The sequence below is a fragment of the Halomonas sp. A29 genome (assembly GCF_046723295.1).
Taxonomy (GTDB): Bacteria; Pseudomonadota; Gammaproteobacteria; order Pseudomonadales; family Halomonadaceae; genus Halomonas.
Genome location: NZ_JAXQPR010000001.1, coordinates 430,138 through 450,448, shown reverse-complemented (window position 1 = coordinate 450,448; position 20,311 = coordinate 430,138). Strand labels below are relative to the sequence as shown.

At 61.6% G+C, this 20,311-nt stretch carries 20 protein-coding genes; 11 read left to right on the top strand and 9 right to left on the bottom strand.

Going from position 1 to position 20,311, the window contains the following annotated elements:
• Positions 1-6 precede the first annotated feature (6 nt).
• Genes SPH52_RS02220 through SPH52_RS02210 form a run of 3 tightly spaced genes read left to right on the top strand, consistent with a single transcriptional unit; the run spans position 7 to position 3,178 of the window.
• Positions 7-1,161 (top strand): alpha/beta hydrolase, encoded by a 1,155-nt coding sequence (locus SPH52_RS02220; RefSeq protein ID WP_411793369.1) that lies wholly within the window; start codon positions 7-9, stop codon positions 1,159-1,161.
• The gene (locus SPH52_RS02215; RefSeq protein WP_411793368.1) at positions 1,162-1,848 is read left to right on the top strand and encodes a response regulator transcription factor; all 687 of its coding nucleotides are present in this window, start codon (positions 1,162-1,164) and stop codon (positions 1,846-1,848) included. It begins immediately after the preceding gene.
• Positions 1,817-3,178 (top strand): sensor histidine kinase, encoded by a 1,362-nt coding sequence (locus SPH52_RS02210; protein WP_411793367.1) that lies wholly within the window; start codon positions 1,817-1,819, stop codon positions 3,176-3,178. Before SPH52_RS02215 ends, SPH52_RS02210 begins: the two co-directional genes overlap by 32 nt.
• Before the next feature lie 39 nt (positions 3,179-3,217).
• Here SPH52_RS02210 and SPH52_RS02205 read toward each other — a convergent pair whose 3' ends face one another.
• The 4 genes from SPH52_RS02205 to SPH52_RS02190 all read right to left on the bottom strand — a co-directional run bounded on the left by SPH52_RS02205 (position 3,218) and on the right by SPH52_RS02190 (position 5,544).
• On the bottom strand, positions 3,218-4,075 hold the full coding sequence (locus tag SPH52_RS02205; RefSeq protein WP_411793366.1) for a hypothetical protein: 858 nt from the start codon (positions 4,073-4,075) through the stop codon (positions 3,218-3,220).
• Between the two features lie 45 nt (positions 4,076-4,120).
• Positions 4,121-4,705 (bottom strand): tetratricopeptide repeat protein, encoded by a 585-nt coding sequence (locus SPH52_RS02200; protein ID WP_411793365.1) that lies wholly within the window; start codon positions 4,703-4,705, stop codon positions 4,121-4,123.
• Entirely contained in the window at positions 4,702-4,836 is a 135-nt protein-coding gene (locus SPH52_RS02195) for a hypothetical protein (RefSeq protein WP_411793364.1), read from the bottom strand. The genes SPH52_RS02200 and SPH52_RS02195 overlap by 4 nt, the downstream gene beginning before the upstream one ends.
• Positions 4,837-5,340: 504 nt before the next feature.
• A complete protein-coding gene (locus tag SPH52_RS02190) occupies positions 5,341-5,544 on the bottom strand; it encodes a cold-shock protein (protein WP_411793363.1) in 204 nt (67 codons plus the stop codon).
• 597 nt (positions 5,545-6,141) lie between these two features.
• Here SPH52_RS02190 and SPH52_RS02185 point away from each other — a divergent pair.
• Positions 6,142-8,316 (top strand): TonB-dependent siderophore receptor, encoded by a 2,175-nt coding sequence (locus SPH52_RS02185; protein WP_411793362.1) that lies wholly within the window; start codon positions 6,142-6,144, stop codon positions 8,314-8,316.
• 51 nt (positions 8,317-8,367) lie between these two features.
• On the opposite strand, the gene aztD is transcribed toward SPH52_RS02185, so the two are convergent.
• The gene (gene aztD, locus SPH52_RS02180) at positions 8,368-9,636 is read right to left on the bottom strand and encodes a zinc metallochaperone AztD (protein WP_411793361.1); all 1,269 of its coding nucleotides are present in this window, start codon (positions 9,634-9,636) and stop codon (positions 8,368-8,370) included.
• Between the two features lie 52 nt (positions 9,637-9,688).
• A complete protein-coding gene (aztC, locus tag SPH52_RS02175; protein ID WP_411793360.1) occupies positions 9,689-10,627 on the bottom strand; it encodes a zinc ABC transporter substrate-binding protein AztC in 939 nt (312 codons plus the stop codon).
• Positions 10,628-10,842: 215 nt separating this feature from the next.
• Between aztC and SPH52_RS02170 the strand changes: the two genes are divergently transcribed.
• The 5 genes from SPH52_RS02170 to SPH52_RS02150 all read left to right on the top strand — a co-directional run bounded on the left by SPH52_RS02170 (position 10,843) and on the right by SPH52_RS02150 (position 15,361).
• Positions 10,843-11,259: a Fur family transcriptional regulator gene (locus SPH52_RS02170; protein WP_411793359.1), complete on the top strand. Its 417-nt coding sequence runs from the start codon at positions 10,843-10,845 to the stop codon at positions 11,257-11,259.
• Between the two features lie 40 nt (positions 11,260-11,299).
• Positions 11,300-12,403 carry a CobW family GTP-binding protein gene (locus SPH52_RS02165; protein WP_411793358.1) on the top strand — a complete coding sequence of 368 codons (1,104 nt, stop codon included), beginning with the start codon at positions 11,300-11,302 and terminating at the stop codon, positions 12,401-12,403.
• Between the two features lie 105 nt (positions 12,404-12,508).
• Positions 12,509-13,405: a GTP cyclohydrolase FolE2 gene (folE2, locus tag SPH52_RS02160; protein WP_411793357.1), complete on the top strand. Its 897-nt coding sequence runs from the start codon at positions 12,509-12,511 to the stop codon at positions 13,403-13,405.
• A 131-nt stretch (positions 13,406-13,536) separates the two neighbouring features.
• Positions 13,537-14,061, top strand: coding sequence for an S-ribosylhomocysteine lyase (luxS, locus tag SPH52_RS02155; RefSeq protein ID WP_411793356.1), 525 nt, complete (start codon positions 13,537-13,539; stop codon positions 14,059-14,061).
• Positions 14,062-14,149: 88 nt separating this feature from the next.
• Positions 14,150-15,361, top strand: coding sequence for a DNA glycosylase AlkZ-like family protein (locus SPH52_RS02150; RefSeq protein WP_411793355.1), 1,212 nt, complete (start codon positions 14,150-14,152; stop codon positions 15,359-15,361).
• On the opposite strand, the gene SPH52_RS02145 is transcribed toward SPH52_RS02150, so the two are convergent.
• On the bottom strand, positions 15,354-15,734 hold the full coding sequence (locus SPH52_RS02145; RefSeq protein ID WP_411793354.1) for a winged helix-turn-helix transcriptional regulator: 381 nt from the start codon (positions 15,732-15,734) through the stop codon (positions 15,354-15,356). The genes SPH52_RS02150 and SPH52_RS02145 overlap by 8 nt on opposite strands.
• Positions 15,735-15,883: 149 nt before the next feature.
• On the opposite strand from SPH52_RS02145, the gene SPH52_RS02140 reads away from it, so the two are divergent.
• Together SPH52_RS02140 and SPH52_RS02135 are read left to right on the top strand one after the other, a co-directional pair.
• Positions 15,884-16,495 carry an NAD(P)-dependent oxidoreductase gene (locus SPH52_RS02140; protein WP_411793353.1) on the top strand — a complete coding sequence of 204 codons (612 nt, stop codon included), beginning with the start codon at positions 15,884-15,886 and terminating at the stop codon, positions 16,493-16,495.
• Between the two features lie 221 nt (positions 16,496-16,716).
• A complete protein-coding gene (locus SPH52_RS02135; protein ID WP_411793352.1) occupies positions 16,717-18,426 on the top strand; it encodes a mechanosensitive ion channel family protein in 1,710 nt (569 codons plus the stop codon).
• 114 nt (positions 18,427-18,540) lie between these two features.
• Here the strand turns inward: SPH52_RS02135 and SPH52_RS02130 are convergent, their stop codons facing one another.
• Positions 18,541-18,924: a hypothetical protein gene (locus tag SPH52_RS02130; protein ID WP_411793351.1), complete on the bottom strand. Its 384-nt coding sequence runs from the start codon at positions 18,922-18,924 to the stop codon at positions 18,541-18,543.
• Positions 18,925-19,196: 272 nt separating this feature from the next.
• Positions 19,197-19,859: a GntR family transcriptional regulator gene (locus SPH52_RS02125; RefSeq protein WP_411793350.1), complete on the bottom strand. Its 663-nt coding sequence runs from the start codon at positions 19,857-19,859 to the stop codon at positions 19,197-19,199.
• Positions 19,860-20,311 lie beyond the last annotated feature (452 nt).

Genomic DNA, 20,311 nt, shown 5'->3' with positions numbered 1-20,311 from the left:
ATTCTCATGCTTTCCCGTCTTGGCTTACTGCTTGCCACATTGGTGTTTCTGACATCCTGTGCCATGCCGCCGGATTCCCCGCATTTCCAACCTTCCGACAGCCTGCCACCCTATGATCAGGACAGTTTTGATCACTATGTGCGCGACACCCGCGCGTGGATTGCCGAAAACCGTGTATTTCTCAGTGACGACCACAACCTGGAAATAGAGCTCAACACGCCGTTCGAGCTTCGCCCCGATAAACCGGCCAAGCGAGGCATCCTTTTCGTTCACGGACTGGGCGCAAGTCCGTGGTACTTTTCCGACATAGCCACTGCCATGGCGGATGACGGTTGGCTGGTTCGCTCCATACTGCTTCCCGGCCACGGCACCCGCCCCGCCGATCTGATGCTGCCCGATAGCGAGGATTGGGAAAAAGCCGTTGCCCACCACGCAAACCTGCTGGCAGCCGAGGTCGATGAACTTTGGCTTGGCGGCTTCTCGACCGGGAGCAATCTGGTCACCTCCCATGCGCTCAAGGACGAGTACATCGCCGGGCTGCTGCTGTTCTCACCGGGTTTTTATCCCGATAACGACTATCTGTTTCTCGCCCCGATCATTTCCCGTTTGTGGAATTGGGTCGATATCGATGACGAGGACAATATTGTCACTTACCAGTCCCTGCCTACGCGTGGGGCCGCGCTTTATTACCGTTCGGTCAGCACCGTACAAAAAAATCTCAAAGCCGCGCGTTTTGACAAACCCGTCCTGATCACCATGAGCCAGCATGACAGTGTTCTCGATCCCGACGCGACGCTCGATGCTTTTCAAACCCGCTTCCCTAATCAACAGTCACGCTTCGTCTGGTACGGTGAACCCCCGCAAGACCTTGATGATCCACGCGTCACTGTCCTTGCCAGTAATCTTCCCCACCGGCGCATCAGCACCTTTTCCCATATGAATGTGCTGTTTGCGCCTGAAAATTTCTATTACGGAGAAAAGGGTAGCCATATCATCTTTGAAAACGGCCAGGACGGCATCGCCCTCCCCGACGATACCGAAAACTTGTGGTTTGGAGCGTGGGGTCAGATTGCGGCAGAAAAATACCATGCCCGCCTGACCTGGAACCCATATTTCCTCGAACTCCTCGATAATATTCGTGAAGTTACAGGTGACAGTTGAATGAGCCGCATACTCCTGGTCGAGGACCACGACCGACTGGCCCAGTTGATGCGCAAGGGGCTGGTGGCCGCCGGCATTGCCGTCGATGTGACCGAGCGCATCGACAGCGCATGGGCGGCCATTCAGCAGATGCCCTACCAGGCCTTGATTCTCGATCGGGGGTTGCCGGACGGGGATGGCCTCACGCTGTTGCAGAAGCTGCGCAGCGCCGGCCTCGGCATGCCTTGCCTGGTGCTGACGGCGCGTGATGCGCTGCATGACCGGGTGCAGGGACTCGAAGCCGGCGCCGACGACTACCTGCCCAAGCCGTTCGCCATGGACGAGATGGTGGCGCGTGTCCGGGCACTGCTGCGTCGCCCCGTGGCGTTCCGCTCGCTCGACTCCTGCCATGGAGATCTGACCCTGCGTTCCGAAAGCGGCGCGTTGTGCTGCGGCGGCGAAAGCGTCGCCCTCGCTCCGGCGGAGCGGCACATCATGCAACTGCTCTTGCACAAGCCCAAAGAGGTCGTGCGTCGCAGCGCGCTGGAAGCGGCGGCCTGGGGGCTGAGTGAGGCGGTCACACCGAATGCCCTGGACGTGGCCCTGCACCGTCTGCGCCGCAAGCTGCTCGCCATTGGTTCGCGCCAGCGAATCGTCAACGTCAGGGGGTTGGGCTATGCGCTTCGTCAAGCCGATGCCGCTGAATAGCCTGAGGCTGAAGGTGCTATTGGCCTACGTGGTAGGGATGGTGCTCAGCATCACGCTGCTCGCGATTGCTGCCGTCGCGCTGCTCCAGAGCGATTTACTGGCCCGGATGGACCTGGCCGACGCTGCGGAGAAGCTGGCGGACAACGTCGAATTCGACAGCAATGGCAGGCCTGTCGGCTTCGACTCGAGCATGGACGACCGCGCCTGGCTGTACGAAGGCCCGCAGCGCGAAACGGCCTATCGGATTCTGGATGACGCTGGGAACGTGGTTGTCTTCTCGAGTGCCAGCGAGGCTTTCTGGCCGGCCGACGGCGACCTTCTTCGATTGGCCCGTGGCAACTTCACCTTCGAGTACGAGGGAAATGTCTTCCACGGCGCCACCGAGCCTCTCAAGCATGATGGACGAACGTGGTATCTGCAGTTCGCCGCCAGCGCAAGGTTCATGGACATCCTGCACAAGATTGCCTTGCCGCTGGTGGTCGCCGGCATCTTGGTGTTCGGCTTCGTTCTGTTCATCGCCTTCGGCCTGTGTGCCTACGTCACACTGCGCTACACCCTCAAGCCGCTGCGCGACGTGTCGGAATCCGCCGCGGCCATCTCACCACGCTCCATTAACGCCCGACTGAGGACGGAAGCTGTGCCCGCGGAAATTGCCCCTCTCGTGGACAGCTTCAATCGCACCTTGGAGCGCCTGGAACGCGGCTATCGCGTGCAGCAGGAGTTTCTCGGCAATGCGGCACATGAGTTGAAGACGCCACTTGCGTTGATCCGTGCCCAGATCGAGCTGATCGAGGATGGCAAGAACGACCGCGACTCGCTATTGAGCGACGTCGAATACATGACGCGGCAGGTTCAGCAAATTCTGCTCCTGGCGGAAGCCAGCGAGGCGCGTAACTACCGCTTCACCACCGTACGAGTGCAGGAAATCGCCCATGACGCCGCCTCCTACTTGCAGCGCATGGCGGAATCCGCCGACGTGCACTTGACGGTACTTGCCACTGACGACGTGCAATGGCAGGCCGATCGCGCAGCCTGCTTCACGCTGCTGAAGAACTTGCTGGAAAACGCCATCCAGCATGCCCCCGCGCAGAGCTCCGTCAACGTGGAGATCCATGGCGATACGTTGACGGTGCGGGACAGCGGTCCCGGGGTCGATGCAGAGCAATTGCCCCTGCTGTTCGATCGCTTCTGGCGCGGCGCGCATCGGCGAGACCACGGAGCGGGCCTCGGCCTGGCCATCTGCCAGGAGATCGCCATGACGCATGGCTGGCAACTCACGGCGGAGCCGGCCGAGCCGGGGCTACGCTTCCGCCTTTGGAATGGAGAATGAAAATGACCTCCCGCCAGCTTGACGCATGCTATCTGCCCCTTAGGGCAGCGGTAATTTAGCGGGCCATGCGGTAGCGGGGGCAGGCTGCATCGCAGATTCGTCCAGTGCCTCGCCTATGCTGAAGCGCTGTGTGGTGATCTGGTCCGGCAGCAGCCCGGCAGAACGCTGCTCCAGAATAACCGTCCGGAAAAAGTCACTGTGAGAGGCGATGGCAACGGAGAGCTGGCCCAGGGAACGAACGTCAAAGCCCCACTCCCCACCACCCGTCCAGGTACAGGTCCTGGCTTCCTCATAGCCCGGGACGGGTATTTCTACACATTCCTGGCCAGCGACTTGGCGGGTCGGGCCCTCTGCGACTCTGCTGTCTTCAAGTGGCAAGCGGGACAGATAGCCTGCATCCCGGTCTGACAGGGGAACCGTGTCGAAGGGCTCATTGTCATCCAGTTGGATGCTGTATAGCCCCGACCGGTCGATGAAGACGTGGCGGCCCGTGCTCACCAGGTGAAACTGACAGTGCTGCCTCTGGTGCACATTTCCCTGACGATAATGCCAGGACTCCCAGCGATACCCAGCCTTGTCCGGAGCAAACCAGCGCTGCACCCTGGCCTTGCCAAGAAGATCCTTTTCAGCGGCAGAGATCTCCCGAAGGGGCAGGTCCGTTTCGTTGCAGGCAGCGACCATCTCTTCGTACATGTCCCGGTGTCCTGCTCCAGCGTAAGGCTCGACGATCTGGTCGATATAGATCGTGGGCATGGCCGTGCTGCGCTGTTCCGGAGCCATGTCGGGAGGATTTGGAGTGTTTTCTCCGCAAGCAGCCAGCACGAGGCCCAGCGTACTCAGCGCGATGGGATGGAGAGTTCGGACAGTTGTAGAGATGGTGCCGGCAACGGTAGTCAAGGGAGAGCCTCGCAGGTTTACAGAATGTTTTATCTTCCCCGCTATTCACGGTAAGAACTGCCGAATCAGCTCCTCCCGCTCCATTTCCAGCATTTCCCCCAACATCGGATCCTGCATGGGGTCGTCGCTGGCCTGCCATTCCAGCAAGAGTGCTTCGGCCTCGGGCGATTCGGCCAGGCGGGCGGCGAGGATATGATTGGCACTCAGGTGATCTCCCGCCTCGCTTGTCGTGGCGAAGGCGGCTTCCGCGCCCGCATAGCAGGTCAGGGCATTCTCCGTGGCTCCCTCCAGACGCTCTTGCACCATGCAGCGCAGCAGCATCCCCTCTTTGTGCAATCCCCCTGCGTGAAGCTCATCCAAGTCACGCTTGGCTTTTTCATACTGGCGAAGGCTGGTGAGAAGCTGGGCGCGGCCATAGCGAAGCTCGGCGTCGTCGGGGTGTCGTTCCAAACCCTCGTCGTATATCTCGAGCGCACTCTCGAGCTGCTGCGGATCGCCCTTGGCTTCCATCAGTGCGGCGCCGGCACGTTCCAGGTAATGTGCCGGTGGCTCGCCGCTGGCCGGCGAGCAGGCATTGAGCAGTAGTGAGGCAAGCAGGGCGGCTATCGAGACGAGCAGGATTTTCTTCACAGTGGTTCTACCTCGATCTCGAACGTCAGCTCAGTGGTGCCGGGCGCCAGTTGGCCCGAGCCGCTGGAAAAGAAGTAGCCGCTGGTCAGCACCAGCTTGAGGCGCCGAGGTGGTATGGGTATGCCATCCACCTCGGTCGTGGACGCACCAGAAACGATGTGGCTCGCCCATGCACGAACAGGCTACGTTGTCTCCAATTTTCGCAAGATCCATGGGTTATTCCCTTTTCCCCATGCCCATGGTGCGGTTATCGATTATCGCCCGCTTTGCGTCGTTGGCTACTGCCAAAGGCGAGGTTGAGACATGGCTTACAGAAATATCGGCGATTTCGTACACAGGCTCTGGCCCGGTTGCCCGGTTGCCCGGGCCAGAGCTTGAGCTTTCTCAACGCCGCGCTTCGAGAATTAGGTTGAACGGCGTTTTGGCCGCCTGCAGGAAGTGGATGAAGCCGGCCTTGCTGAACACGTCGGCCAGACGGTCTTCGCCGGCCTCGCCCCGAGTGCCTATCGCCGCCGCTTCCGTATCCCTGATTTTGCCCGGCTGTAATTATCCTGCCTGGGCTCAAACGCAACAAGGCCCGCCGAGGCGGGCCTTGTTATCGAACCGGGAAGGTTCGAAACTCGTGACCGATAAGGTCAGGCGAGTTTGATGTTCGAAGCCTGGAGGCCTTTCTTACCCTGGGTCACGTCGAAAGAGACGGCTTGACCTTCCTGCAGGGATTTGAAGCCTTCCGACTGAATCTCGGAGAAATGGGCAAAGAGATCATCGCTGCCATCGGCCGGAGTAATGAAGCCGAAGCCTTTGGAGTCGTTGAACCACTTGACTGTACCAGTTGCCATTATAAAAATCCTTTCGCGCTAACGCGCCTTGCAATGTTCCTGGTGTTACCCAGATGTTGTAGTGGGTAAAACAAGGAAAAATTACAGGGCTGCCGAAAGAATCCGAACGCTACTGGAACTATGCCGCTTGCTTACCAACTGGACCCACGGTGCCATGCTTTGGCACCGTGGGTCAAAGGTTATATTTTTTATTTTGGTGTGGTGCCCGGGCGGTGCCAGGCGTAACGGCTAGAAGGAGCAGCTAGAAAGAGTAGGTCAATGTCGTGGTGGCATTGCGCGGTTCGCCATAGATCCCGTCACTATCTAAGTAACTGAAATGTTCCTCGTCGAACAGCTTGTTTATGTTCACCTGCACGGCCAGCTGCGACGTGCGATGGCGGTGGCCGAACAGGTTCGCCAGCGTGTAGCTGCCCTGCTCGAACCTTTGGGAGCCATTCGGACCGGCGGCGACATCCAGGAAGTTGTGGCTCTGCCCGTTCCGGGCATGCGCTTGATTTTCTTGAGAGGTAATGCAATGTTATCACATTGCATAAAAACCATAAGCCTGCCGCATGCTCCCAGGCTCCGGCCAGGTACTTCACTTCGCAAGGATCGACGGTGAACACGAAAAAAACTTCCCTTCGCCCTGGGGTCGTTGCTGCGTGCATCGGCCCCGCATGCCTGCGTGCCTCGCTCGTGCTTCTGGTCGGCCTGCCCGTGGCGGGCGCTGGCGCCCAGGAGCTGGCGGGCGGCTCCGAATACGAGTTGGAGGCGATCACGGTGATGGGCACGCGTGAGCGCGCCTACCGCAACGTGGTGGCGCCCACGGCCAACAAGAGCGACACCCTGGTCAAGGAAACACCTTTCTCGATCCAGACGGTAACCAGTGAGCTGATCGAGGATCGTGGCGTCACTACCTTCGGCGAGGCAGTGCGTACCGTGCCCGGTGTCACGCCGCAGGTGGGGTGGGGCGGCAGTAACGACCGTTTCCGCCTGCGCGGCTTCGCCACTTCGGCGAACCTGAAGAACGGCTTTCGCCGCAGTGTGTTCGCGCCGGTGGACGAGTTGGTGAACATCGAGCAGATCGAGGTGCTCAAGGGGCCGGCCTCGGCGCTGTACGGCCGCTTCGAGCCGGGCGGGGTGGTCAACCTGGTCACCCGCAAGCCCCTGGACGAAGCGCAAACCCGGTTAGACCTGACCGGTGGGCGCTACGACTTCTACCGCGGTACCTTCGATACCACAGGGCCGCTGAGCGATACCGTCAGCTATCGGGTCACCGGAGCGTGGCAGGACAGCGGCAGCTTCCGCGACTTCGTGGAGGCCGAAAGCCAGTTCATCTCGCCAGTGGTGCAATGGCGACCTTCGCCGCAAACCACCCTCACGGCCGAACTGGAGCTGGGACGGCGCGACTCGGCCTTCGATAGAGGCTTCGGCAACAGCCCGCTGTTCCTCGAGGTGCCGATCCACAATAACTACGCCGAGCCGGATACCCGGCTGGAGAACGAGAGCGTATCGGCTTCCGTGGTACTGGAGCATGGCTTCGACAGCGGCTGGGAGCTGCGCAGCGGGATGCAGGCGTCATGGGCGCGCACCGATGCGCTGTGGTATCCCTACGGCTTCAGCCCGATCAGCGGGGCCGATACCGACGACCCCCAGGTCAATCGTCGCCGACAGCGCAGCATCGACGAGCAGACCGATGCCTCGGTGATGGCGGAGGTGTCGCGCCGCTTCGATACAGGGGCGGTGGGGCACCGCGTGCTGCTGGGCGCCGACTACAACTACGACGAATGGGACTTCGAGGCCCAAGCCTTTCTTGGCCCCGGAGGCTTTCCGGTCAACCTGCCGATAAGCCTGTACGACCCGGTGCATGGCCAGGCCCCCAGTGGCCCGCTGGAGCCTTATGACGCTTCACGCTATGACAGCCACAACATAGGGCTGTACCTGCAGGACGAGCTGGAGCTCGGCAGCCAGTGGCGGTTGCTGTTGGGGGGCCGCTTCGACCGCTCGCGCAGCGGCGCCCGCGCCGAGTACCTGCCGGTGGAGGGACGCCTGACGCGCACCGACGAGGCGTTCTCACCCCGCGTGGGCCTGACATGGACGCCCAGCGAGGAGGTCTCGCTGTATGCCAGCTGGGCGCAATCCTTCCTCACCGAGCCCTTCAACGGAATGCTGCGTGAAGGCAACCTGCCTTCTCCCTCAAGGGGGCGGCAAAGCGAGGTGGGGGCCAAGTTCAGCCTGCTCGATGGACGCCTGGAACCCACGCTGGCGCTGTTCGACATTCGCCGCCGCAACGGCGTGGTATCGGACCCGGATGACTTCAACTACGTGATCCAGGTCGGTGAGCAGCGCAGCCGTGGCTGGGAACTGGACGTGCCCTATGCCGTGACACCGCAGTGGCGGCTGCTGGCCAGCTATACGGAGCTCAAGGCGGAGATCAGCGAGGACAGCAATCCTGAGCTGGTCGGCAATCTGGTGGCCAATGCGCCGCGCCGCTCTGCGAGCTTCTGGTCTACCTACGATTTTGCCGGCCAGGCTTCGGGGCTCAGCGTGGGGCTCGGCGCCATCTACGTGGGTGCGCGCGAGGCCAACACCGCCAACAGCTTCGAGCTGCCTTCCTATACCCGCTGGGATGCCAATGCGATCTACCGCTTCGGCGAAGGGCAGCGCTACCGGGTGCAGATGATGGTTCAGAACCTGGGGGACAAGCGTTACTACGATTCCGGCGGTTCCTTCGTGCCTACCTTTCCCGGCGCGCCGCGCAGCGTGTACGCCACGGTCGGCATGACGTTCTGATAGCGAGCTGAAAAGGCGGGCCGGCACTTGCCGGCCTGCCTCGGGCAGCCTTCAATGGCTGTGGTCGTGGTCGTGGTCGTGGTCGTGGTCGTGGTCGTGGTCGTGGTCGTGGTCGTGGCCATGCACGACGCCGGTGCCGCCGACGGCGACGATGCTGAACGGTGTACCTTCGACTTCCACTTCGCCGACCTTCTCGAAGCTCGCGGCATCCACCTGGTGCAGCTTGCCCTCCAGCGGGTCGGTCACGAAGACGTACTCACCGGCTACCGTCACGCGCGGGCGCGGGTCTCTCCAGTGGCCGTCCATGGAGTACGGGTCGGTGAGCCGCAGCGATTGGCGGATCTCGCCGGCAAGCACGTCGAGCTGGTGGAGCTGGCCATCCTCGGTGAACACATAGGCGTAGCGGGCCCGGATCGGATCGACGGCGAAGTGCACGCGACGGGTAGGCAGCTCGACCAGGCGGAAGGCCTCCTCTTCGCTCGGGTCGATAAGCGCCACACTATTGGGACCGTAGTTGCCCAGGAAATATTGCAGCCCGCGACCGCCGAGCAGGGTGGTCACCTTGCCCTCGGGAAGGGTGTCGGCGTAGGGCAGGTGCTCGATGGAGGGTGTGCCATTCCCCGAGCGGACGATCAACAGGCCCGTCTCGCAGGCAAAGGCCATCAGGTTGCCCGTTGCCGCCTCGCCATGCAGGTCGGGGCACTCGGCCAGCTCGCCTACCTGGGTGCCGTCACGATCCTGCACCCGAATGCCGATGGGCAGGTTGGAGGGATCCTCGGGGTGTGGCTCGGAGACCAGGTCGTAGTTGCCATAGGGTACGACAACGCCATGGTGGGGGGCGCCGGCGTCCACTTCGCGGAGCTCGATGCTCCCCGCCAGCGCATCGCGTTCACGGAAGATCCTGGCGATGCCTTCGTTGTCGAAGAAGGCGGCCCAATGGCCCTGATGCTCAACGAAGTGCACCGGGTAGTCACCATCGATCTCGGTTCCTGTCAGCCGGGGCTCCCCAATCTCGATGTCGGCGTGATCGCCGTGGTCGTGAAAGGCGATGCCCGTGGCCATGGCCGTGACGACATCGGACGAACCCTGTACCGCATACACGGCTTCGCCGCTGTGGCTGCGATAGAGCGACGCCGGGCCGTGGATGTCGAACGAGGTCAGTTGCTTGCCCTCCACTGCGTCGAAGACGTGGACTACCGGCTCGCTGTGGTCGGCGATGAACAGCCGCCAGGCCGTAGCTTCCTCGTTGGCATGGGCGTTGCCGGCTGCAAGCCCGGCGGCCAGTAGGGAGATGGCGAGGCTAAGGGGTTTTCTTCTCATTCTTGAACTCCTTGGTTTGGGTGACGAAGTGCAGGCTTACTGGGCGACGGTTTTAATCGGAAGCCAGAACCCTGCTGAGCGTGGTGGCGTTGTGGCGCATCAGCTCTAGGTAGGTGGAGGCAGGGCCATCCGGCGCGGATAGCGCATCCGAGTAGAGCGTGCCGCCGAGCATCAGGCCGGCTTCGCCGGCGATCTGCTCGATCAGGCGGGGGTTGGAGATGTTCTCGGCGAAGACCCCGGCGGCACGCTGCTCGCGGATGTCGTCGATGAGGCCGGCGACATCGGCGGCGGTGGCTTCCGCCTCCGTGGACATTCCCTGCGGGGCGAGGAAGGTCACGCCGTAGGCGTCCTCGAAATAGCGGAAGGCATGGTGGGCCACCACGACCACGCGGCGCTCCTCGGGTATGGCGTCGATTGCCTGGCTGACTTCTTCGTGGAGTGCTTGCAGCGTTTCCAGGTAGGCGTCGGCGTTTCGGCTGTAGTCGGGGCAGCCGTTCTCATCCGCTTCGCAGAAGACGCGGGTGATGTTCTCGACATAGACCTTGGCGTTGGTTACCGATTGCCAGGCGTGGGGGTCGAAGGGGGCTTCGTGGAATACGGCGTGCTCGCCATGGAAATGGTAGTGGCCACCCTGCGGGTCGCGCAGGATCTCGGCGCCTTCGGTCAGCTCGGCGACGTAGGCCTCGGTGCCGCTTGCTTCGATCAGACGTGAGAGAAAGCCTTCGAACATCAGCCCGTTGGTCAGCACGACGTCTGCCTGGGCAAGCGCTATCGCATCGGAGGGTCTGGGTTCATAGACGTGGGCATCGGCATTCGGCCCCACCAGGGTGCGCAGCTCGATCCGTTCCCCGCCTACCTGTTGGGCGAAGTCGCCGATGATAGAGAAGGTCGCGACTACCTTGAGCTTCTCTTCGGCGTGTAGTGCGGCAAGGGGTTGCAGCCAGAAGAGGGCCAGGCTGGAGATGAAGGCGAGTTTTCGCGCGCTGGGCATACGTTCGTTCCTTTCTTCAAGCGGTTCCTGCGGTATCCGCGTATGGCGAGCTGTTGCACGAGGCGGGCTGATGGGAAGTGCACCACTAAGCCGTTTGCTTAGCCGGTTGGCATGTTTCGTGCTTTTTCATGTTATGTTATAACATACTTTATATGAGGGCAATGCGATCCTCCCAAGCCCTTTTTGAGACAAGCCCTAGGCCCTTGAGACCGACCATGCCGTTGACCGACAACCAGCGACACGTGCTCGATGCCCTGCGCAATGCCGAGGCCCCCCTTGGGGCTTATGCCTTGCTCGAAAGGTTGCGCGAGGATGGCTTCTCGGCGCCTACCCAGGTCTATCGCGCCCTCGAGGGGCTGAAAAGGAAGGGGCTGGTTCACCGCCTGGAGACGCTGAATGCCTACGTTCCCTGCTCGTTGGAGTGTGGCGAGCAAGCCATAACGGCATTCGTGATCTGTGACGACTGCGGTTGCATCGATGAGCTCATCGACAAGGCGTTGAGCCAGAGCCTGGGACTTCTTGTGAAGCGCCGCGATTTTTCGCCAGACAGCATGACGATCGAGATCCACGGCACCTGCGCCCGCTGTGCGGGGCTGGACGATAACGCTACGAACCCTTCCTCCCCCCGGTGATGAAACGATGCACGAAGCCGTCTCCTCTGCCGGGAAACCCATGACCGTTACGGTATTTCGTATGAGCCCTGATGCCAAAGATCTGATTCCCGTTACCGTGTTGACCGGCTTCCTCGGTAGCGGCAAGACCACGCTGCTCAATCGCCTTGTCCAACAGACCGCCATGAAGAACGCGCTGGTGGTGATCAACGAGTTCGGCGATATCGGGCTGGACCACCGGCTGGTGGCCGAGGGCGATGAGCATGCCGTGGTGGAAATGAGCAGCGGGTGCCTGTGCTGTACCATCCGCGGCGACTTGAGCCGCACCGTGCAGAAGACCTTCGATGCGATCGAGCGAGCGGGTGGCGAACCCTTCTCTCGGGTGATCATCGAGACCACGGGGCTTGCCGACCCGGCTCCCATCCTGCAAACCCTGATAACCGATTACTGGCTGGCTCACCGCCTTTGTCTGGATGGTGTGATCTGCCTGGTGGATGCCGCCAACGGTATTTCGACCCTGAACGCTCATCGCGAATCGCAGCGCCAGGTGGCCGTTGCCGACCGCTTGCTGATCTCCAAGGCGGACTTGGTGGATGAGGCGCGTCTTGCGCAGCTTGCCGCCCATCTGGCGACGCTCAATCCGGCTGCCGAACAGCTGCAGGTGCAACACGGTGAGCTTGACGCCGAACAGCTGACGGGGGGTGGCCTGCCTGCGCAGGGTGGCTACGCCCACCACTGGTTGAGCGCGGCCTCGTATGCACAGGTCTCGCCCGCTTCAAGTGGGGGACAGGCGGATGCCGGTAGCCTGGTCTCGATGATGGCACCGACGTCCGGCCCGTCGCTTACCCGGCACGGCGAACAGATCCGTTCCTTCTGCTTCACTGTCGAGCAGCCCATCGCGCCCGAACTCCTCGAAGATTGGCTGGACCTGCTGATGTCGCTGCTGGGCGATAAGATCCTGCGGGTGAAGGCCATCGTGAAGATTGCCGGGCGCGAGGAGCCGCTGGCCCTGCATGGCGTGCAGCACATCTTTCACCCGCCGGAGCCGCTGCCGGTCGAGGCCTGCAGCGACGGTATCTCACGTTTCGTGTTCATCACCAACGGGGTGGCGCCTGCAGCGGTCACGCAGCTGTTCGACTACTTCCAGCCCGCTCCGGCCACCTGATCCCGGTGGTCGGGGCTGGGTCCTGGCCAAGGAATATTCCGATCTTCCGATACGGCCGATCATGCCTCGGCAAACCGTCCATGAAAGCATAAAGGTCCCGATTCGATGAACAGGTTACCGCTTGAAGATATCGCCTCAGCACCCGCTTCCCGGCTTGGCGCGTTGAACTGGGTCGGTATGGAGCAGATCGCCCTGCCGCTGCAGGTCGCCGGGCAGGGGGTAACAGGTTACGCTTCGGCAGGTGTCAGCCTGGACGACCCCACCGCCCGCGGCATTCACATGTCGCGCCTCTACCTGGCCCTGGCCGAACTCGAAGAGCGAGAGCTTTCGCTTTCTCGCGTGGCGGCGGTGCTGGAAAACTTCCTCGACAGCCATGCAGGGCTTTCCAGCACTGCCTTCCTCGACCTCAGCGGTGAGGTGATGCTCAAGCGTCCGGCCCTGATCAGCCCGTTATCGGGCTGGAAGCGCTATCCCTTCACCCTGCGCTGCCGCCGCGGCGACCAAGGCTTCGAGGCGGCCCTCGATCTCACGGTGGGCTACTCCTCTACCTGCCCGTGTTCGGCCGCGCTGTCGCGCCAACTGATTCAGCAGGCCTTTGACGAGGACTTCACCGATATGCCGGTCAGCCACGAGGCGGTCCGGACCTGGCTGGGCAGCGAGCAGGGCATCCTGGCCACGCCCCATAGCCAGCGCAGCCAGGCCCACCTTTCGGTGCGGCTCGCTGACGGGCAGGACGAGCTGCCGCTGCTGAGCCTGGTGGATCGCGCCGAGCGAGCGTTGGGCACTGCGCTGCAAACGGCGGTGAAGCGGATCGATGAGCAAGCCTTCGCCCTGGCCAATGGCCAGAACCTGATGTTCTGCGAGGATGCGGCGCGCCGCCTGCACCATGCCCTGCGTGAGCAGCCCGGTATCGACGGCTTTCGGCTGCGCGTGGCGCATGCCGAGAGCCTGCATGCCCACGATGCCGTGGCGCGCAGCGAGTGGAACTGGAACGAGGGGTAGCCACAAGCGCCCATGAAGCATGTGGATATATAGAGCCTACGGGGGATGCCGTCATCGTCGGTGCCGAGCCAGCGGGCAACCCATGCTATTATGGGGGTTTTGGCGAACCTGACCGGCAAGAAGGATTGAGCATGCCCCTACTTGATAGCTTTACCGTCGACCACACGATCATGAACGCTCCGGCCGTGCGCGTCGCCAAGACCATGCAGTCCCCCTCCGGCGACACCATCACGGTGTTCGATCTGCGCTTCAACAAGCCGAACGAAGAGATGATGGGTGAGAAGGGCATTCACACATTGGAGCACCTCTTCGCTGGCTTCATGCGCAACCACCTGAATGGCAAGGACGTCGAGATCATCGATATCTCCCCGATGGGCTGTCGCACCGGGTTCTACATGAGCCTGCTGGGCAACCCCAGCGAGGAGCGTGTCAGCGAAGCATGGCTTGCGGCGATGCAGGACGTACTGAACGTCAAGCGCATGGAAGACATTCCGGAGCTAAATGAATACCAGTGCGGTACCTTCGTGATGCACTCCTTGGAAGAGGCCCAGGAGATCGCGCGGAGCATTATCGAGCGAGGCATCGGGGTCAACAAGAACGCCGATATCGCGCTGAGCGGCGAGCGACTGAAAGCACTGGGCAACCCGGGCACATAGTTGTAGTCGCAGCAAGCCATGTCCACGTAGCCGCTTCACGCTGCGCAGTTCGCCTAAGCTAGGGGATGCTTCAGGACGAGGATTGCCGATGACCGCCCAACAACGCATGACCCTGACGCGTGCCGACGTTCGCCGTCTGCTGGTGCGCTATCACTTTCAGCAGGCACCGCTCGCGACCGTCATTCGTCGTCTGGGTACCATTCAGTTCGATCCCCTGGCGCCGGTCGGTACCAACCCGGATCTAGTGCTGCACTCCCGGGCACCCGAATACCGGCGAGGTGACTGGCTGCATGCGGCCTATGGTCAGCGGCTGCTGGTCGATGGCTGGGACAAGCAAGCCAGCCTGATCCAGCCCGGAGAGTGGTGGGCCCAGGCGCCGTTCCATCGCTGGTTCGAGCGACGCTGGCAGCAGCGTGGCGTGGACATCGAATCCCCGGAGGCCCGCGCCTTGGTCGACCAGGTCGAACGTCACGGTCCCGCCACCAGCCTCGAACTCGGCGATCAACGGTCCGACCCCGCATTGCGTGGCAGTTGGTACGGCCCCAAGCGCTCCCGCCATCTGCTCAAGGCGCTGTGGGATTCCGGTCGCTTGATGACGCACCATCGAGTCAATGGCCGGCATGCCTATGACTTGCCCGAACGTGTACTGCCCCAGGACGCGAGCTTGGCGGATGCCACGCAAGACGATGCCTTGCAGCGACTGGTGGTCCGGCGCGTGCAGGCCGCTGGATTGCTGCGCCCTTCTGCCGATGCCGCCGTGTGGTTGCTGCCCTGTTCGCGTGCGGAGCGCAACCGCATCGCCGCACGGGCCATCGCCAGGGGGGAATTGGTCGAGCTCGACGTGGAAGGCACAAGCTACTGGACCACGCCCGGGGTACTCTCGGCCTTGGAGAAGTCCCCCTACTCGGCCGGTTCCGCAAGTCAGGGAGTGCGTTTTCTCGCCCCGCTGGATCCGCTGATGTGGGACCGCGGCGGTGTCGCCAGGGTTTTCGGTTTCGATTACGTCTGGGAAGTCTACAAGCCCCAGGCCCAGCGGCGCTGGGGGTACTATGTGCTGCCGGTGCTGTGGGGCGAGCGTTTCGTGGCCCGTTTCGACGCCAGGTGCGAGCAGGGCACCTTGATCCTCCTCGCCTGGCACTGGGAGCCCGATATCCATCCGGCCAGGCTTCCCGAGGGTCTGCCCGAGGCCCTTCAACAGACTGCCCGTGAGTTTCTCGCCTACCTCGGCGCTACCCGTCTCGTCCTGCCCCGGGGCCTCGGCCGTGAAGCCCGCCTCGCCTGGCAGCGGGCGCTCAAATGACACTCCCTTCAGCCCGATAACGCCTCCGCGACGCAGCGATGGTGCGGTGGTGGGTATCGGCCCAGGTCACCAGGGCTTGCATCGGCTCGAGGAAGGAGTGGCCGAGCTCGGTGAGGTCGTACTCCACGCGGGGCGGCACTTCCGGGTAAACCGTGCGGGTAATGAAGCCATCCTGTTCCAAGTTCTTGAGCGTACGCGAAAGCATCTGCTTGGAAATGTCGCCAATCTCGCGCATCAGTTCGTTGAAGCGCTTGGTACCGGGCTGAAGGGTCAGCAGTATGAGAACGCTCCATTGGTCGCCGATGCGGTCGAGTACGTCGCGGATGGGGCAGGGGTGGTCGAATTCGACAATATCGGAATGTTGTTGAGACATGGCGGGCTCCTTGGGCGCTCATGAGTCATCGCGGTGTGACCGGGTCCTGCCGCGGTGACTTCTTGCGGACGGATCAGAAGTACCATAGCTTGCCGCATAGGTCTATTTGGTAGACCTGGTCTTTATTTCAAACCAAGGAAAACTTAGTCATGGCAAACGTCGCCCTCATCGGTGCTTCCGGCAACGCCGGCTCTCGTATCCTCGCGGAACTCTCCGAGCGCAGCCATCTGGTAACTGCCATCGCTCGTCATCCTGAAAGAATCGCCAAGTTGCCTGGGGTCATGACCCGTCAAGGGGATGTTCACGACCGGGCGGGTCTGGCCGAAATGCTGCGTGGCCACGATGCGGTGATCAGCTCGGTGCATTTTGCCGCCAGCGATGCCGATGCGCTGATCGGCGCGGTGCGCGACTCGGGCGTGAAGCGCTACCTGGTGGTGGGCGGCGCCGGCAGCCTGGAAGTCGCCCCGGGCCAGCGCGTGATTGACCTGCCGGACTTCCCGACCGAGTACAAGGGCGAAGCGAGCGCAGGCGTGGCCTTTCTGGAGCGACTGAGAAGCGTCGAAGATCTCGACTGGACCTTCCTGTCGCCCTCGGCGCTATTCGAGCCGGGCGAACGTACCGGCAACTTCCGCCTCGGCAAGGATACGCTGCTGAGCAACGAGAACGGCTCCAGCATCTCGTTTGAGGACTACGCCATCGCCCTGGTTGACGAACTCGAACGCCCCGCCCACATACGCCAGCGCTTCACCGTGGGTTACTGATTCCGGCGTTTACGCACTGCACCGATCGAGACCGGATACTCATTGACCGCTTCGCCAGGGAGGCCCGCACCGGCTCCAGACTGGACGAAGCGGTAACCGATAAGCTGTACTTCGACCAGCCCATGATACGGGTGGCCTGGTGTCAGGCTCAGGTCCGTCGGGCCTGAACAGCGCTGTCAGAGGGAGATGGCAGTAAGTACGCTTCAATCGGGAAGAGATGTATGACTGTAAACGGCTCATGGCTGCTGTCGGTGGTACTGGCAGTGGCATTGCTCTTTTCCAGCCTCGGCGTGGCGCAAGCGCAGGAGGAAAACGAAAGCGAGGAAGAAGAACAATGGTTCTCCGTCGACTCGCTGAACACGGGGCTTGAGGAGCCGGCCGACGAGGTCAAGCGGCTGACGCCTCGCGAAGCGATCCGTAGCTTCATGGCGCTTGCAGAAGAGCAGAATTTTGCGGCCGCGGCCCATGTTCTCAACCTCTCCGACCTGGACGATGCGGAGCAGCAGCAGAGGGGGCCCCTACTTGCCCAGCAACTGATCGAGGTTCTCAAGCGGGGCGAGTGGCTCAACGTTTCCAACCTTTCCGGGCGCCAGGATGCCGCCATCGAGGACCCATCGGGCCAGCACCCGCTTACAGGCCAGCCGCGACGGGATATCGAGTTGGCTACCCTCACGATCGATGGCGAAGTCTATGACATTCGCCTGGGCCGTTATCGGGAAGGCGACGAGGAGCCGGTCTGGCTGATTACGCCGGATAGCGTTTCGTCCATCCCCACGCTCTATGAGGCGTACGGCCCCTCGCTGCTGGAGGAGTACATACCGGAACGGTTAAAGACTTCGTTCGGTTGGCTCGAGGTCTGGGAGTGGATCGCCATTCCGCTCTTCCTGCTGGCCATCGGCCTGGTGGGGTGGGGCGTCTACGCGCTGGTTGGCTTGCTGGCCTACTGGTTCCCCAACGGCGCGCCGAGTATCTTCGCCGGCAAGATCGGCGGTCCCATGGCACTTCTCGTCATGGCCTTCGTGGCCCAGGCACTGCTCGACTATGTGGTTTCCTTCTCGGCCGTTGCCACCTCGTTCATTCGGGTATTGTTGATCATCCTCATCGCCTGGGGCGTCGGGACGATTGCGCTGCGCCTGGTCGATACCCTCCTGCTCAAGGTGACGCGGCGCATCGTGGGGGAGATCGACGACACCAAGCCCAAGGATGAACGCAAGCTGCTCACCACGCTTTATGCGCTGCGTCGGATCATCATTCTGATCACGGTTACCGCAGTTTCGGTCTATGTGCTGAGCCAGATCCAACTCTTCGAGACGCTGGGGCTGTCGTTGCTGGCGTCGGCCAGTGTGCTGGCGGTGCTGGTGGGTATCGCGGGCCAGGCAGTGCTGGGCAATATCCTCTCGTCGTTCCAGCTGTCGCTGGCGAAGCCCATACGCATCGGCGACCTGGTGATGTTCGAGGGGCAGTGGTGCTATGTGGAAGGCATCTTCTACACCTTCATTCGGTTGCGGAGCTGGGATGAGCGCCGGCTGATCGTGCCGGTGACGTACTTCGTCTCCAAGCCCTTCGAGAACCTGTCGGTGAAGAGCGCCAAGATGTACCGGACGCTGGAGCTGATCGTGCATCTGAGCGCCGATATCCAGATCATCAGGGAGAAATTCCTGGAGTATGCCGAGGAAGAGGACAACGTCGTCGAGCACCACAAGTTGTGCTGCTACGTGACGGGGCAGACCGAGAGGGCGCAGACCATCTCCTGCTACCTCATGGCCTCCGATCCCTTCGCCGGCTGGGTGGCGGAAATGAATATCCGCGAGAGGCTAATGTCCTTTATCCGCGAGAACCATCCCGAGTGGTGGCCCCGTGAGGTGGTGGTTATCAGCCATCAGGATATCGCCAAGGGCAAGCGGCAAGACGCCCGTCCGCCTGCTACGTGAAGGCTTATGTCGCCAGGGCCATTGGCCTCAAGGTTCTCGTGCGGCACTCGTCGGGCAGATACGACAGGGCCCGGCATCGCCGGGCCCGTCGGAACTGCACTGATATTCTCTCTATCAGGTCTCACTCTCTTCGGCGTCTTGTGTGGTGTCGGTATCGCTCGGGTCAGCTGCCTCGCCTCCCTGCGTGCCTTCACCTCCCTCTACGCCTGGCTCGCCCGGATCACTGCTCACTTCGCCGGAGCGTCCATCGGTGCCTTCCGGCTCCATCTCGCCGTTTCCTTCCTCTTCCCATTCGGTATCTTGTTCGGCATCCGTTCCAGCCGACCCGGAAGTACCCAACGTGCTGGAAGTGTCGTCCGTCATGGTGGAAGTACCGCTTTGCTCGCCGGAGGCATCTTTCTCCTTGTCACTACCGGCCGACCAGGCGAGGGGGCTGGCTACCAACCCCATCGTGACTCCCAACACGCCGATTCGCTTGAGTACGTCGCGCGACAACATGGCATTACTCCTTGGACATCATGTCCTGAATGCGAGCGGCTCACACCCGTGGTGTCCGCTGCGCTCCTTGTTATGCTGTGGGCTCTGCATACAAGCGCCACGGCCACCACCGTCCAGTTCCTAAGCTCCCCTCGCCTTGCTCACAAGTGGCAGCTATCGTCAGGGACAACGGCATTGGAGCGGACGAGGAGGTGGACAGCCCCTTAAGCATAGTTCGCCGACGGAGGAGGCGGCGAACTATCTACATCAGGAGCAAGGCAAGCTGAGCGCCTTCACTCGGCGGGCTCGCCATTGGCGTACTTCATCCAGGTCTTGCCCAGATGATTGCGCAGCTCACGTCCCATTCGCTCACGATCTCTTGCTTCGAGCGCCGCCATGATGGCTTCGTGTTCTTCCATGGCGGTAGCCCATTTCTCGTTTTTCTGGTTCGACAGGTATCGCACCCGGTAAAGCTGGCGGCTCAGGTTGGCGTGCATGTCGATCAAGGTGGAATTGCCCGATAGGGCGACGATGCGGTTGTGGATCTCCTGATTCAGGCGGAAGTAGTTCTGACGGTCGCGGCGCAGGAAGCAAGCCTTCATTTCATAGTGGAGTGCCTGTAGCTCTGCAATGTCGTCGTCGCTGGCAGCGAGGCAGGCAAGCTCCGCCGCCGCCTGTTCCAGCACGCTCAGTACGTAGGCCTTCTCCTTGATATCAGCCGGGCTGACGTCGGCAACCACTGCCCCTCGATGAGGCGAGATGACCACCAGCCCTTCGGTCGCCAGGATCTTCAGTGCTTCTCGCAATGGGGTGCGTGAGACCTGCAGCTCGTCGGCCAGGGTACGTTCTGGCAGGCGTTGGCCTGGCTGAAAGTGATCCATCACGATGTGTTCACGCAGGTAACTGGCCACCTTTTCGACCAGGCCTGCATGGCTTGACTGAACGACATCTTCCATAGACTTGCTTCACATTTGGGTGCGAGTGCCAAGAATGGCATACCATTTTGTTCCTTCCAACCGTCTCGGGCTACTTTTTTCTTGTCGGTCACGCCTGACTTATCAATTGCTTATGGATTATTCCTGCTGCCTGAATACTAAAGTCGTATATAGCACTGGTTGACCCTAAAAATGGCATACCATTACATTCCATGAAGATTGCTCGCAGTCTGATCATCGCCCTGGCGCCTTGTGACGAGGGCATCTGTCAGCCGCAGCACACTGGCCAGTACCAGAAAGGCATGTGCCCCACGATGACCGGCATGGGAAAGAAAATCGCTCATGAACTATTTGCAACATTTTGAATATAAAAAGATTGTTGAGGTATGTGTAGCTGGCGCTGGCGACTTTGGACGGGGCGTTCTGCGCCAGGCTCGCAGTATGTCGGGGCTGGTGGCGCGGGTTGCCATCGA